This is a genomic window from Algoriphagus lacus (genome assembly GCF_003583985.1).
Taxonomy (GTDB): domain Bacteria; phylum Bacteroidota; class Bacteroidia; order Cytophagales; family Cyclobacteriaceae; genus Algoriphagus; species Algoriphagus lacus.
The window spans coordinates 167796-181595 of the sequence record NZ_QXML01000004.1; the positions used below are offsets into that span (position 1 = coordinate 167796).

Genomic DNA, 13800 nt, shown 5'->3' on the forward strand with positions numbered 1-13800 from the left:
ACTTGCCAAAAAATATTTCTCCGATTGAATTCCCTCATTTCTAAGATACAATTACTTCTTTTCGCGGCTTTGTTTTCTGCTGTTTCACTTGCAGAAGCCCAAGTGAATCTGGGTCAAACAGACCGATGGATGAAAGGTGCTCTGGCAGCCATGGAGCGAAAAGATTACCAAACTGCCAATTCGATTTTCAGGAATCTCATTGAATCAGGCCTTCCTCTACCCGACGAAATGCCCTATTATTTTTCAGAGACACTTTTCGAATTGGGCCAATACGACAACAGTTCGAATTTTCTAAACAAATACCTGGAGTTGACCGGCTTCAAAGGTGAAAATTATGAAGGAGCAAAAGACCTTCAGGCAAGACTGAAAGCGCCTTTGGCAGCAATCGAGTCCTGTGAATTGTGCGATCGAAGGGGCTACCGATACCAAACCTGTTTTACCTGTGACGGATCAAAACAAATCGAGCAAACCTGCAACTATTGCAAATCAAAAGGGATAGTGGGCTGCAGCCGATGTGCTGCTTCTGGAATGATCAAAAAAGTAAACGTCTTTAATATTGTCGAATTTTTTGAGTGTGAGCGATGCTCAGGCAAAGGCCGATTGACCTGTCCCGAATGTGCAGGGTCTGGAAAAGAAGTGAGTGACTGTAAAACCTGCTCCGGATCGGGAAAAATCACCTCAGACTCAATCTGCGACCACAAACCTCATGTCCACGAAGGGGAGTCGGTAAAGTAAAAAATCCCGCATTTTACGGGATTTCGATTACTTGCAATACTTGGTAAAAGACTCCTCTGCTCCCGGATATTCCAAAACCATAGCCAGTTTGAAATCCTCGCAAGCTTGCTTGTTCCGCTCCAAGGCAACCTTCAACATGCCTCTGTTGAAATATGCCTGCCCGAAATCTTTATCAAGTTGGATGGCATTGCCGTAAGCTTTGAGCGCATCCTCTGCCATACCCAATTGATGCAATGCCCTTCCTTTCAGGAAAGAAGCCATAGCGGGAGCTCCGGAGATTTCTTCAGCTTTGGTGGCATAAAGCAAGGCACTTGCATAACTTTTTTCCTCAAGCTGAATTGCTGCCAAACTGAGGAGAACTTGAAAATTATTTGGATCCTGTGTTAAAGCAGATTCAAAATCCTTTCGTGCTTCATTGAATTTACCCAATTCCTGGTAAGCCCGACCTCTGTTGTAGAGTATCTTGACATCATTGGGATTGAATTTGAGTTCCTCGGAATATTTCTGAGCCGCTTTTTCAAATTGACCCTTCTCAAAAAATGAATCCGCTGGATTGCTTTTAGATTCACTACAAGCCCAAATCGTCCCGGCCAAAACCGGAACGAGAAGGACTCTGATTATTAATTTCATGTTTGTTGTTTTAGACTGCTACGTTGTTTTCTCTTAGCGCATCGTTGAGTGATGTCTTGAGATCGGTAGAAGCCTTTCGCTGACCGATGATCAGCGCACAAGGAACCTGATATGTTCCTGCTGGAAAATTCTTTGATAATGAACCCGGAATCACAACCGAACGAGGAGGAACAAAACCTTTGTATTCCACAGGTTCAGATCCAGTCACGTCGATGATCTTGGAACTTGCCGTCAACGTGACGCCTGCTCCGATAACCGCCTCTTTTCCGATTCTCACTCCTTCAACAATGATTGCCCGAGACCCTATAAAGGCACCCTCTTCCACAATCACGGGAGCGGCCTGAACAGGTTCCAACACTCCACCGATACCCACACCACCACTCAAATGAACGTTTTTGCCGATCTGCGCACAGGAACCGACCGTGGCCCAAGTATCAACCATCGTGCCACTGTCCACATAAGCACCGATATTCACATAGCTTGGCATCATCACAACACCACTTGCCAGATATGCACCATAACGGGCCACTGCGTGAGGAACTACTCTTACACCTTGCTTGGCATAGTTGGTTTTGAGTGCCATTTTATCATGGAATTCAAATGGACCCACTTCAATTGTTTGCATTTTTTGGATCGGGAAATAAAGAATTACCGCCTTTTTCACCCAGTCATTTACTTTCCAGTTTCCGTCTTCGGTAGGCTCAGCCACTCTGAGTTGACCCGCATCCAAATCGGCAATGATGGTTTTGATGGCAATTTCGGTTTCCTTTTCCTTAAGCAATTCCCGGTTTTCCCAGGCAGCCTCAATGATTGTCTTGAGTTCCATTATTTTATTTAGTTTCGTTTATGAGTCAGATTCAGGGCCAAAAGGTTTCCGTTTTGATTGCTTCGACTTTGAAGCCCGTCAAGGACGTCCGGGCCTATAGTAAGCTGGCCCGTTCGCTTGGCGAAACAAATAAATACCGCCTATTTATCATAGGTTTTTCTCCTAAAAAGCCTAAAACAGAACCTGGATTCCGATTCTTTTCTTCTATGAGTCATTTCGACTCCAAATTGGATAGAGTCTTGGTACAGGGAAGATTTTTACTCAGGCTTCTTTGGATCCGCCCAAAAATCCTGATTTGTTGCACGTTTGAATTGATACCGATTGCTGCTTTTTTCAAGCCTCTCATTGGATATCAATTGGTCTATGATGTACAGGAAAACTATCTAGCCAATCTAGATCTAAATCCGGCATTATCGTTTGATGCAAAACAAAAAGCTGGAAGACTAATTCAGAAATGCGAGTCCGCCCAAGGCATCGATCTTTATCTCCTGGCGGAAAAATGCTACGTCAAGGAAATGCCCGAAAAGCAGCCGTTTCTCATCATAGAGAACAAATACCAAGGTGAAATCCGACAAAAAGGGCCTATCCAATTTGTCGGGAAAAATGATTATAAATTCTGCATCACCGGAACCATCACTCCTGCCTTTGGGACCTTGGATGCTATCCTTTGGTTTATCGAGATTTTAAAATCATTCCCAACATCCAAATTAGAAATCCTTGGACATTGCCCAGTCGATTCATTTAGAAAAAAGCTGGTTGAAGTTACCCTTGACTTTCCACAAGTTTCACTCAGAATTAACCCAAACCCAATTCCCCATCAGGAGTTAATCGATTGTCTCGGCGCCTCAGACTTTGCCCTTTTACCTTATCAGAGCCATCCTGCGATCAATGGTAAAATGCCCACCAAGCTGTACGAATGTGCAGCCTTGGGAATTCCGGTATTGATTAGTCCTAATCCAATTTGGGAGGAATTTTTTGCTGATTTCGCCGGTGGATATTCGGTTGATTTTTCAAACCCAGATACTGCAATTGCTCAGTTTAAGGAAGGGTTAAAGCAAACATTTTTTACTTCCACACCGCCTGAATCCATTTTGTGGAAAACTGAAAAGGCTCATTTTCAGAAAGCTATACAGAATCTCCTTTACTAACCCCTAATCTTTAGGCATTATGGATGGATAACTGTGGAAAGTTATCCACTCCTCCCCTGCTTTTGACACCCATTTTCACAGAATGGAAACTGGGACTTTTCGTCACGGTTTTCAATTTTTCGCTATTTATTAAATCACAACTAGCTGGTTTTTAACATCCTGGTTAATTAATAGAGTACACTAATTTTATTTTTAGCCTTACCTAAATCTTGAAACACACTTTAAATATACTTTTCCACACCTGATTTAGCTTAAGTAAAATTTATTTTTAGCTATATCTAAATTAATTTTTATATTTGTCTCATTATCCATATTGAGTAAAAATGGAATTGACTACAGCAGAAGAGAATTACCTCAAGGCGATCTACCACCTCTCTGATGGAGGAAAAAAGAGTGTGTCGACAAATGACATCGCGGCTGAGATGAATACAAAGGCGGCGTCTGTAAGTGACATGCTTAGAAAACTTGGCGAAAAAGAGGTCATTGAATACCGCAAATATTACGGACTTCAAATCACCGAATCCGGAAAAAGGCATGCACTTCAAACGATCCGAAAGCATAGACTTTGGGAAGTGTTTCTCGTGGAGAAACTCAACTTTGCCTGGGATGAAGTACATGAGGTGGCAGAGCAACTTGAACACATCCACTCCCCGCTTCTTATCCAGCGTTTGGACTCCTATCTCAATTACCCAAAGTTTGACCCCCATGGTGACCCAATACCAGATGAGTTTGGGGATGTCAGATCCCGACCAAGGGTTCAACTCAATGAAATGGAAGTAGACCAGACCGGACAAATCGTGGCAGTAAAAGACAGTTCGGCTGCTTTTCTCCGCTACTTGGACAAGGTGGGCGCCTACATCGGTGCACGAATCAAAATATTAGATAAGGTAGAGTTTGACGGATCCTTAGAAATATTGGTCGATCAAAAGAAAACCCTTTTTATGTCAAAGGAAGTAGCCTGCAATATTTTGGTATTACAGTCATGAGAAAGCTCCTACTCTTTTTCTTACTGATTGGGTTGGTTATTTCCTGCAAAAGTGACTCGAAAGAAAGCCGTCAAAAACCAAGGATAGTGGCTACTACCAGTATTCTGGCTGACGGGATCAAAAACTTGGTGGGAGACCAAGCGGAAGTGGTTGCTTTAATGCCTGCCGGAGTAGATCCCCACCTTTATAAAGCCTCAGTTAGGGATTTGGACTTACTCACTAATGCAGACCTTGTCGTATATCATGGTTTGTACCTCGAAGGTAAAATGACCGAGATATTTGAGAAATTGGCCCTAAGTCAATCCCTTATTGACATCTCCGTTGGTATCCCAAAGGAAAGTTTGTTGCGGTCTGGACCCGAGGCCCATAGCGTTGACCCTCACATTTGGTTTGATGTTAACCTTTGGTCAAAGGCAATGAAATACACAGCAACAGAAATGATCACATGGAGGCCTGAATGGAAGTCAATCATTGAATCCAATTCATCCTCCTATCAAGAACAACTCGCCAAGCTTGATGCTGAAGTCCGACTCAAAGTCAATGAACTCCGGTCAGCGGGACAGGTTTTGGTGACTGCGCATGATGCTTTTGCTTATTTCGGAAAAGCCTATCAACTCGAGGTCAAATCCCTTCAGGGACTTTCGACCCTGAGCGAACCCGGGCTCCGGGATTTGACCGAGTTAATTCAGACCGTTCAGGAAAAGAAGGTAAAGGCAATTTTTGCAGAGCAAACCATCTCTCCCAAAGCCATCCGTGCTGTCGCAGCCGGAGCAGCCGAACGGAACCATGAGGTTAAACTTGCCGGACCACTCTATACTGATAGTTTGGATGCCGAAGGAACACCGGCTGGCACTTACATCGGAATGGTAGAAATGAATTTGAAAACTATTTATGAAAACCTCTTGCCATGATTAAGCAGGTAGAAAACCCAATTCTTGAAATTCATGACTTAACGGTCAGCTACGATCAAAATCCTGTTCTCTGGAATGTGGACCTGAGCTTACCCGGCGGCAATTTGGTTGGCATACTCGGACCAAATGGTGCCGGAAAATCTACCTTGATCAAAGCCATCATGGGACTGATCTCTCCCACTTCCGGCTACGTCAAGGTTTTTGATAAACCTCTAAACGATGTCAGAGCACGAATCAGCTATGTTCCGCAGCGGGAATCCGTGGACTGGAATTTTCCTGCATCTGTTTTGGACGTAGTCCTGATGGGAACTTATGGTAAACTGGGACTCTTCCGGAGACCTGGGAAAAAGGAAAATGAAATCGCAATGAAAAGTCTGGAACAAGTCGGAATGAGTGGCTTTGTGAGCAGACAGATTTCTGAGCTTTCGGGCGGACAGCAGCAGCGGGTTTTTATCGCCCGTGCGCTAGCCCAGCAAGCAGATCTTTATTTGATGGATGAGCCTTTTGCGGGAGTGGATATGGCCACAGAGACAGCAATTTTTCAATTGCTGAAAGAAATGACGGAAGCGGGAAAAACCATCATAGTTGTCCATCACGATATTCATTCGGCAATGAATTTCTTTGACTGGCTCATTATGCTTAACCTCCATCTGGTGGCCTCCGGTCCAAAAGAACTGGTAATGAATGAGGAAATGCTTCGAAAAACCTACGGAGGAAAGCTCAATCTCCTCACCCGTGTCACCGACCTGATCAGACAACAAGACTTCAATCCTTTGAAAAGCTGACATGGAAGATTTTATCTACTTCTTTACTTTTCAAGACCCCTCGATCGCATGGGTTGTTTTGGGTATTACCTTATTGGGAATCGGTTCCGCCTATGTTGGTACTTTTTCATTTCTAGATAAAAAAGCCCTGCTTGGTGATGCCATCTCCCATGCTGTCCTGCCAGGAATTTGTCTTGGATTTATGTTGGCTGGAGAGAAAAACCCTGTCTATATCGTCACAGGAGCGTTTTTATCAGGAGCCCTGGCCACATTTATGAGTAGCTGGCTGAAGCGCAACACCAAACTCAGCGAGGACACGATCATCGCAACCATTCTGTCGGTGTTTTTTGGATTCGGGATAGTTCTGTTGACTGCACTTCAGAAAAGTGGCAATCCAGAAATTGCCGGATTGAATTCCTTCATTTTTGGCAATGCCATTGGGATCTCGGAATCAGACCTTATGCTTTACGGCGGGCTCTCAATATTGATTATCCTGGTTTTGACCGTAATGTTGAAGGAATTCAGACTCATGGTTTTCGACCCGGAGTATGGAAAAGCCATCGGTTTTCCAATGAAGACGATTTCATTTCTGTTCAATGTGTTGATGATATTGGCCGTGGTAATCGGAATCCAGGCCATTGGAGTCGTATTAATGGCAGCTTTGCTCATTACCCCGGGAGCCGCAGCGAGATTCTGGACTGACCGGTTGAATCCACTTTTGATCCTGGCTGCATTCTTCTCTGTGCTTTCAGGAATCTTGGGGACCTATGTTTCCTTTGTGCTTCCCCAAATGCCAACAGGTCCATGGGTTGTTGTTTTTCTTTCGCTGTTTGCTTTGATTTCATTTTTGATCTCCCCGAAAAGCGGAATGCTTTTCCGGTATTTTGCCCGTAAAAAATACCTCAGGAAAACCCATCGGGACCACTTGATGAAGGCCTTGTATAAAGCCAGAGAGGAAGGCAAAAGAGGGCTCACCATAGAAGAAATCTATCAACTCTATCCCTATCAAAAATCTGAAATTGACCAATCTATCTTAGATTTAATCAAATCGGATTTTATATCTAAAAATCAATCATTTATAATCCTTAGTGAGCAGGGGATTTCAGATGCAATGCGGATCGTTCGTTTGCATAGACTATGGGAATTATACCTTAATGAGTCCATGAATATAGCCCCGGATCACGTCCATGATTCGGCTGAACAGTTGGAGCATTTACTTACCCCTGAACTTGAAGCTTTACTCGAAAAAAGGTTGAACTACCCCACTCTTGATCCCCACCAAGAAACTATCCCCCGAGAAAAATCATGACCTTTGACAGCAATGCATTTCTGATCATTTTCACCGGTTCGCTGATTGCGATTTCATGTGGTTTTTTGGGCGTCTTTATGATGCTTCGCAAAATGTCCATGACCGGTGACGCCATTTCCCACGCCGTACTTCCGGGAATTGTTATAGGATTTTTCGTATCAGGCAGTCAGCGGAGTCTGGAAGTCATTATCGGTGCCGGTCTTTTGGGGATTTTGGCCACGTTGATGATTGACTGGCTTCGCAAAAAAGCACGAGTTCAATTGGATGCTTCCATAGGGATTACCTTTACTCTCCTCTTTGCTATTGGAATTATTCTGATCAATCTACTGGCCTACAAAGTTGATCTGGATCAAGAATGCGTCCTCTATGGGGAAATTGCCTACTTGCCAATTGACAGCTGGATCACCAAAAGCGGATTGAATCTCGGGCCTCGAATTACCTGGCTCGCAGCCTTAAATTTTATGTTTGTAGTAGGATTTATCTATTTATTATACAAGGAGTTAATACTTACCAGTTTCGATGAAAGCTTTAGCTCTGTGATGGGTATTCCGGCAAAAGGAATTAATCTGGCGTTGATGAGCATTGTATCCTACACCACGGTCAGTAGCTTCGAGTCGGTCGGCGCGATCTTGGTTGTTGCCTTACTTGTAGTACCACCAGCCACATCCTTCCTCTGGACCAAAAGCCTCATGCCTTTGTTGAAACTAACCGCTGTTTTAGGCATTTTAATTGCACTGCTGGGATATTACCTTGCCTACTGGTTTGACAGTTCCATTGCTGGTATGATGGTAACCGTTGCTGGGATATTTTTCGGAATCAGTGTTTTGATTCAGGGAAAAAGACCCTTCTGGGCAAAAGGAACTTCCACAGTGAATCAACCGTTTGGAATTTGATGAATACTATGAAATCGTTAGTCTTCCTTTTTGCCGCCTTACTCTTGAGCTTTTCCTTAAAAGCCCAAGACCAAATTCAATGGATGAAATTTGAAGAAGCTGTTGCTGCCAATGCCAAAAATCCAAAAATGATTTTGGTTGACGTATACACCGACTGGTGTGGTTGGTGCAAAAAGATGGATAAAGAGACGTTCACTGACCCGAAAGTAGTCGATTATGTAAACAGCAAGTTTTACGCGGTTAAAATGAATGCCGAGGACACTCAAAGGACGTTTGACTTTATGGGCAAAACTTACAATGAAGCCCAAATGGCGGCGGCAATGCGAGTTCGCTCCTATCCAAATTTTGTGATCATCGAGCCTAAGCTCCAAAACATCGCCCAACTTCCCGGCTATCGGCAACCTGCTGAATTTTTGTCCGGACTCAATGAATTAATCGAAAAAGCTTTCCGAGTAAAACCATGAGTTTTTCCCTCGCCGAGCGCGAAGACACCATTATTGCTCTAGCCACTCCACAGGGAGTTGGGGCAATTGCTGTTATTCGGCTTTCCGGAAAAGATGCAATCAAAGTAACCAATGAGGTTTTCTTTGGAAAGAATCTTGAGAACCAACCTTCTCATACCATTCATTTCGGCACGATCCGAAATGGAGAAAAAATCATCGACGAGGTGCTGGTATCCATATTCAAAGCACCAAAATCCTTTACCAAAGAAAACGTAGTGGAAATTTCCACCCACGGCTCTTCCTATATCATCAATCAGGTGCTGAAGCTTTTTGTTAGGAAGGGAGTTCGACTGGCCAAACCAGGAGAATTTACTCAGCGTGCGTTTCTAAATGGTCAGTTTGATCTCGCACAGGCCGAAGCGGTGGCAGATCTAATCCATGCAGACTCAGAGACTAGTCATCAAGCCGCGCTGAATCAGATGCGTGGTGGATTCAGCTCGGAAATCCAGGAATTGAGAAATCAGCTCATTCATTTTGCCTCCATGATTGAACTGGAACTCGATTTCACCGAAGAGGATGTCGAGTTTGCCAGTCGGAATGACCTTCGGGTACTGGTTGAGCGGATTCTGAGAATCGTGGAAGAGTTGATTCTGAGCTTTGATTTGGGTAATGTGATTAAAAACGGGGTTCCAACTGTCATCGCCGGAAAACCAAATGCCGGAAAATCCACCTTGCTCAATGCCCTCTTGAATGAGGAAAAAGCCATTGTGTCAGATATTGCCGGGACTACACGGGATTTTATTGAAGACGAAATCAGCATTGGAGGAGTAATCTTCCGATTTATCGATACGGCAGGTTTGCGGGAAACGACCGATACCATTGAGGCCATCGGAGTCAGCCGAACTCAGGAGAAAATGAAAACAGCATCCCTGATTCTGTACCTATTTGACCTGAGCGATACAGATCTAGTGGAAATCAATCGGGACATCAACAAACTGGAAAACCTGGGCGTGCCTTTCCTGAAAGTAGCCAACAAAACAGACAAGGCTAAGGAAAATATAATCAGTGAGTTAAAGGCTCAGCATCCCGATACTATTTTTATTTCTGCAGGCCAAAAAGAAAACCTTGAAGGCCTTAAAGCACGCATCCTTGAACTCGTCAATCTTGATAAATTCCGTACTGGAAATACCATCGTGACCAATGTCCGCCACTACGATAGCCTGACAAAAACCCGGGAATCCCTGCTAGATGTGTTGACAGGGTTGGATAATCAAGTAACCAACGATTTTCTGGCCATGGACATCCGCCGAGCCCTACATTACCTCGGAGAGATTACAGGAGCCGTGACTACGGATGATTTGCTCGCTAATATTTTCTCGAAGTTTTGTATCGGAAAGTAGAATCCAAAAATGACTTGTCCTTTCAGCCAGAAAAATGAAGAGCTATTTTCCCTTTTAATTTCTGGGCTTTAATAATCTGATCCCTCTTTTCAATTTACAAACAGCTCGTCTACTAACAGTAAGCCTGCGCCGCCCTTTCTTTTACTCCAGCTACCTATTTTTTCCACAGGCTTAGCCACGACTTTGATATATTTTGCTTTAACCGGCTTAAAATCACAGGTGATTAGCTCAATGTAAGGAACCCCTTCCTTATTGGGCTGGATAGGTCTCATTTTCCCCACCAACCTTAATGAATTTGGGTCATCTCCTCCCCAGATTTCAATGGATTCCGGAGGAAAAATAACATTGCTGGGCTCCACCAAAACGCGCATACTTACAGCACTGATGTTCACGCTTTGACCATATTCCAACAGCAATTCCATTGGATTACCTCGAAAACCTGCCCAATTGTTTGCCCAAGCCGGACTGTTGGCGTTATAGGTTCCGAGCTCAGTATCGAAGAAAGTTTTGGAGCCATTTGCAGGATGAACACGACTCAACTTACTTAACAGCAGCACTGTATCCGGTTTGTTACTGTTTTTATAAATATTGAAAGTGGCGACTTCACTGGCACTCCACCCTTCCTTATAGGCTCTGGCCTTCACCAGTTTTCCCTCTGTCAGGACTGTTTCACCAAAAACAAATTTGGGGGAATTCTCCTTGTCAGGATCGGTCCCGTCCAAGGTGTAGCGAATCTCGACGTCACGAATCGGGTGCCCGATATTTAAGGCCATGGTATCTTTAAAAATAGTCGAAGCATTGGCCAGTTGAGGCAGGTTCAACTGAAGTATTTCCTCATCCAGACCCTCTCTTCCGTAAATCCATGCGATTTGTTTAAACTCGTTTTTGAGTGTTTCCAGCTCTGATTTGGTCAAAGGTGTTTCCCAAACAGTCATAGTTTTCAGGGACTCAATACCTCGGGCAACCGTCTGAATCGAAGTTAAATCCACCTTTGTTCCTGAGATGGAAAGATGCTGGAGCTTACCAAGTTTCACCAATTCTACAAGGCCTTTGCCGGTTATTTCAGTATAGTTCAGGTTAAGCCTGATCAGATTTTCAAAGCGCAAAAGAGCCTGGATATCCTGATCTTTTACCGGCATTTTATTAAGATTTAAGGCTACCACCTGTTCACTCACTTTTACCAGTTCATCGATAGAACTTGAGGTAAAATTTGCAGGGCTAAAGAGTACTACGTCCAAGGCTGGAGAATCTTTAGCCAAAGGAATTACTGCACGATAGGAAGTATTGAGTTCTTGGATGGTTTGGGGATTTGCTTCAGCAAAGTCAAAAGAAAGCTCCTGTGTTTTGGAATCAAAAAATCCCTTGGCCATGATTCTCAATTCATCAGATTCAGGAAGTGTAACCAGAAGGGTTTCCGGTTCCAGATTGGATTTAATCCATTGTTCCAAAATAGCTTTTTCGCTATCAGTTAACTGAGGTTTTCCAGTTGGAGGCATGTGGTCCTCATCTTCCTCGGGCAGGTGGATCCGATTTAGTAAGGGACTTTCCTCCGGTTTTCCTCCCACAAACACCACCCCATTTTCTCCCCCTTTCAACAAAGCTTCCAGAGTAGTCATGATTAATTCCCCCTTTGCTTTGGAGGGATTGTGACAGGAATTGCATTTACTTTCTAAAATCGGAAGAATTAAATGGTCAAAGACCTGCGCTTCCTCAAATGGAACTTGCTCTACTTTGTTCGCAAGAATAGGCTCCAAAATAAAGTTTTCCCCATGGGTTAGATTTGATCCAAAATGTCCTGCCAGAATGATGGAGAGAGCAGTCACTCCAATCCCTACATTGGCTATGTTGCCTGGATACCAAGGATAATTTCGAAATGCATAAACCAAGGAGGCAAGAAAAACCATCCCGGCCCCAGACCATTTATGCCAATTCAGCATCTGACCGGAATAACCTTCCTCCTGAGCCAAAAACAAGCCCATAATAGCGGCAATCAATCCTGTCAAAATGGAAAATAAGAACAGATTTCCGGAAAACTTCTGAAAGAACGCCTGAGAGCGGAATTCCGGTTTAAATCGGAAAAGCTCAAGGAAAAGCGCCAAAAGCAAGAGTGCGATCGGAAAATGAAGCATCACAGGATGCAACCGGCCAATGGGCTGCATCCAAAGAGGAATATGGATATACGATTCAAATAGTAGGAAGAAAAGCAATAAACAATTGCCTCCAAACAAAATTCTTTCTGCAATGCTGGTCAGCTTGCTCTTCATAGCTGGGGTGATGTTAATAGTAGGGATTCCAATTTTTAGGATATCAGGCCTTTGACCACATGGCCGGAAACATCAGTCAATCTGAATCTTCGTCCAAGGTGCTTATAGATTAGTTTTTCATGATCCAATCCCAGCAAATGCAACACAGTAGCCTGAAAATCATGAATGTGTACCGGATCTTTGGCCACATTGTAACCCAATTCATCAGTTTCTCCATAAACCAAACCCGGCTTAACTCCTCCCCCTGCCATCCAAATGCTGAAACAACGTGGATGGTGATCCCGACCATAATCCGAGGGGTCAAGTTTCCCCTGGCTGTAATTTGTCCTTCCAAATTCTCCTCCCCATATCACCAGCGTCTCGTCCAAAAGCCCACGCTGCTTTAAATCTGTCACCAAAGCTGCGGAAGCCTGATCGGTATCTTTGGCTTGATGGGTGATTTCATAAGGAAGATTTCCATGCTGATCCCATCCTTGGTGATAGAGCTGCACAAACCGGACTCCGCTTTCGGAAAGTTTTCTAGCCAATAAGCAATTGGCGGCATAAGTCCCGGGAACCAAGCAATCAGGACCGTATAGCTTGATTACCGAATCAGGTTCTTTATTCAGGTCCATGATTTCGGGGACCGTCGTCTGCATTTTATAGGCCATTTCGTATTGCTTGATTTTGGCACTGATCTCCGGATCGCCAAATTTTTCATAGGAAAGCTGATTCAACTCCGAAATATTGTCCAGCATCACTCTTCGCTCTTCCCTACTCATTCCTTTAGGGTCTTTCAGGTATAAAACGGGATCTTCCCCGCTGCTAAACTGTACACCTTGGTGGACGGAGTCCAGGAATCCATTCGTCCAAAGTTTGGAATATACCCCTTGACCATTTCCAATACCTCTGGAAAGCAATACGGTAAATGCAGGTAAATTTTGATTCTCACTTCCCAAACCATAACTCAGCCAGGCTCCCATACTTGGTCTATTACCCTGCTGTGCTCCTGTCTGGAAGAAAGTCAGCGCAGGATCATGATTAATTGCTTCCGTATGCATTGACCTGACAATGCAAAGGTCATCAACTATTTTGGCGGTGTAGGGCATCAAATCGCTTATCCATGCCCCGGATTGCCCATACTGTTTGAAATCAGCAAAAGATCCCACCAACGGAAATGAAGATTGGTTGGCTGTCATTCCCGTCAATCGCTGTCCACCTCGTACTGAATCAGGAAGTTCCTGTCCAAACATTTCTTTCAGCTTGGGCTTGTAATCGAAGGTTTCAATCTGAGAAGGGGCACCATTTTGAAACAGGTAGATTACCCGTTTCGCTTTGGGGGCAAAGTCCCTTAATCCTGGAATCATCTCGGCATCCATACTTCCGGTGCCTTTGAACAAGTCCGGCATCAGCAGAGATCCTAATGCCACGCTTCCCACTCCCATACTCAGATGTGACAAGAATCGTCTTCTGTTGATGTTTAATCGGTATTCGAAAATATCTTTCTCCATA

13 protein-coding genes are annotated in these 13800 nt (G+C 44.0%); 9 read left to right on the plus strand and 4 right to left on the minus strand.

Annotation, left to right across the window (positions count from 1 at the left end; genetic code table 11):
* The first annotated feature begins 24 nt into the window (after positions 1–24).
* On the plus strand, positions 25–735 hold the full coding sequence (locus tag D0X99_RS09715; protein ID WP_119477596.1) for an outer membrane protein assembly factor BamD: 711 nt from the start codon (positions 25–27) through the stop codon (positions 733–735).
* A gap of 27 nt (positions 736–762) precedes the next feature.
* Here the strand turns inward: D0X99_RS09715 and D0X99_RS09720 are convergent, their stop codons facing one another.
* Both D0X99_RS09720 and D0X99_RS09725 read right to left on the minus strand, forming a co-directional pair.
* Positions 763–1365 (minus strand): tetratricopeptide repeat protein, encoded by a 603-nt coding sequence (locus tag D0X99_RS09720; protein ID WP_119477597.1) that lies wholly within the window; start codon positions 1363–1365, stop codon positions 763–765.
* Positions 1366–1375: 10 nt separating this feature from the next.
* Positions 1376–2191 (minus strand): 2,3,4,5-tetrahydropyridine-2,6-dicarboxylate N-succinyltransferase, encoded by an 816-nt coding sequence (locus D0X99_RS09725; protein ID WP_119477598.1) that lies wholly within the window; start codon positions 2189–2191, stop codon positions 1376–1378.
* Positions 2192–2211: 20 nt separating this feature from the next.
* Here D0X99_RS09725 and D0X99_RS09730 point away from each other — a divergent pair, with 20 nt between their 5' ends.
* From D0X99_RS09730 to mnmE, 8 genes are all read left to right on the plus strand, one after another.
* On the plus strand, positions 2212–3339 hold the full coding sequence (locus D0X99_RS09730) for a glycosyltransferase family protein (protein ID WP_119477599.1): 1128 nt from the start codon (positions 2212–2214) through the stop codon (positions 3337–3339).
* A gap of 323 nt (positions 3340–3662) precedes the next feature.
* Positions 3663–4325, plus strand: a complete 663-nt coding sequence (locus D0X99_RS09735; RefSeq protein WP_119477600.1) for a metal-dependent transcriptional regulator — start codon at positions 3663–3665, stop codon at positions 4323–4325.
* Entirely contained in the window at positions 4322–5236 is a 915-nt protein-coding gene (locus D0X99_RS09740; RefSeq protein ID WP_119477601.1) for a metal ABC transporter solute-binding protein, Zn/Mn family, read from the plus strand. The genes D0X99_RS09735 and D0X99_RS09740 overlap by 4 nt, the downstream gene beginning before the upstream one ends.
* Complete coding sequence (locus D0X99_RS09745) at positions 5233–6021, plus strand: metal ABC transporter ATP-binding protein (RefSeq protein WP_119477602.1); 789 nt, start codon at positions 5233–5235, stop codon at positions 6019–6021. Before D0X99_RS09740 ends, D0X99_RS09745 begins: the two co-directional genes overlap by 4 nt.
* Before the next feature lies 1 nt (position 6022).
* Entirely contained in the window at positions 6023–7309 is a 1287-nt protein-coding gene (locus D0X99_RS09750; protein WP_119477603.1) for a metal ABC transporter permease, read from the plus strand.
* On the plus strand, positions 7306–8202 hold the full coding sequence (locus tag D0X99_RS09755) for a metal ABC transporter permease (protein ID WP_119477604.1): 897 nt from the start codon (positions 7306–7308) through the stop codon (positions 8200–8202). Before D0X99_RS09750 ends, D0X99_RS09755 begins: the two co-directional genes overlap by 4 nt.
* 8 nt (positions 8203–8210) lie before the next feature.
* Complete coding sequence (locus tag D0X99_RS09760; RefSeq protein ID WP_119477859.1) at positions 8211–8666, plus strand: thioredoxin family protein; 456 nt, start codon at positions 8211–8213, stop codon at positions 8664–8666.
* Positions 8663–10045 (plus strand): tRNA uridine-5-carboxymethylaminomethyl(34) synthesis GTPase MnmE, encoded by a 1383-nt coding sequence (gene mnmE / locus D0X99_RS09765; RefSeq protein WP_119477605.1) that lies wholly within the window; start codon positions 8663–8665, stop codon positions 10043–10045. The genes D0X99_RS09760 and mnmE overlap by 4 nt, the downstream gene beginning before the upstream one ends.
* An 89-nt stretch (positions 10046–10134) precedes the next feature.
* On the opposite strand, the gene D0X99_RS09770 is transcribed toward mnmE, so the two are convergent.
* Both D0X99_RS09770 and D0X99_RS09775 read right to left on the minus strand, forming a co-directional pair.
* Positions 10135–12309, minus strand: coding sequence for a c-type cytochrome domain-containing protein (locus tag D0X99_RS09770; RefSeq protein WP_119477606.1), 2175 nt, complete (start codon positions 12307–12309; stop codon positions 10135–10137).
* 35 nt (positions 12310–12344) lie between these two features.
* Positions 12345–13799, minus strand: coding sequence for a DUF1501 domain-containing protein (locus D0X99_RS09775; protein ID WP_119477607.1), 1455 nt, complete (start codon positions 13797–13799; stop codon positions 12345–12347).
* Between the last annotated feature and the right edge of the window lies 1 nt (position 13800).

Coding starts and splice junctions, on each gene's coding strand:
- D0X99_RS09720 (WP_119477597.1), bottom strand. CDS start 1,365: ATGAAATTAATAATCAGAGTCCTTCTCGTTCCGGTTTTGGCCGGGACG.
- D0X99_RS09725 (WP_119477598.1), bottom strand. CDS start 2,191: ATGGAACTCAAGACAATCATTGAGGCTGCCTGGGAAAACCGGGAATTG.
- D0X99_RS09730 (WP_119477599.1), top strand. CDS start 2,212: ATGAGTCAGATTCAGGGCCAAAAGGTTTCCGTTTTGATTGCTTCGACT.
- D0X99_RS09735 (WP_119477600.1), top strand. CDS start 3,663: ATGGAATTGACTACAGCAGAAGAGAATTACCTCAAGGCGATCTACCAC.
- D0X99_RS09740 (WP_119477601.1), top strand. CDS start 4,322: ATGAGAAAGCTCCTACTCTTTTTCTTACTGATTGGGTTGGTTATTTCC.
- D0X99_RS09745 (WP_119477602.1), top strand. CDS start 5,233: ATGATTAAGCAGGTAGAAAACCCAATTCTTGAAATTCATGACTTAACG.
- D0X99_RS09750 (WP_119477603.1), top strand. CDS start 6,023: ATGGAAGATTTTATCTACTTCTTTACTTTTCAAGACCCCTCGATCGCA.
- D0X99_RS09755 (WP_119477604.1), top strand. CDS start 7,306: ATGACCTTTGACAGCAATGCATTTCTGATCATTTTCACCGGTTCGCTG.
- D0X99_RS09760 (WP_119477859.1), top strand. CDS start 8,211: ATGAAATCGTTAGTCTTCCTTTTTGCCGCCTTACTCTTGAGCTTTTCC.
- mnmE (WP_119477605.1), top strand. CDS start 8,663: ATGAGTTTTTCCCTCGCCGAGCGCGAAGACACCATTATTGCTCTAGCC.
- D0X99_RS09770 (WP_119477606.1), bottom strand. CDS start 12,309: ATGAAGAGCAAGCTGACCAGCATTGCAGAAAGAATTTTGTTTGGAGGC.
- D0X99_RS09775 (WP_119477607.1), bottom strand. CDS start 13,799: ATGGAGAAAGATATTTTCGAATACCGATTAAACATCAACAGAAGACGA.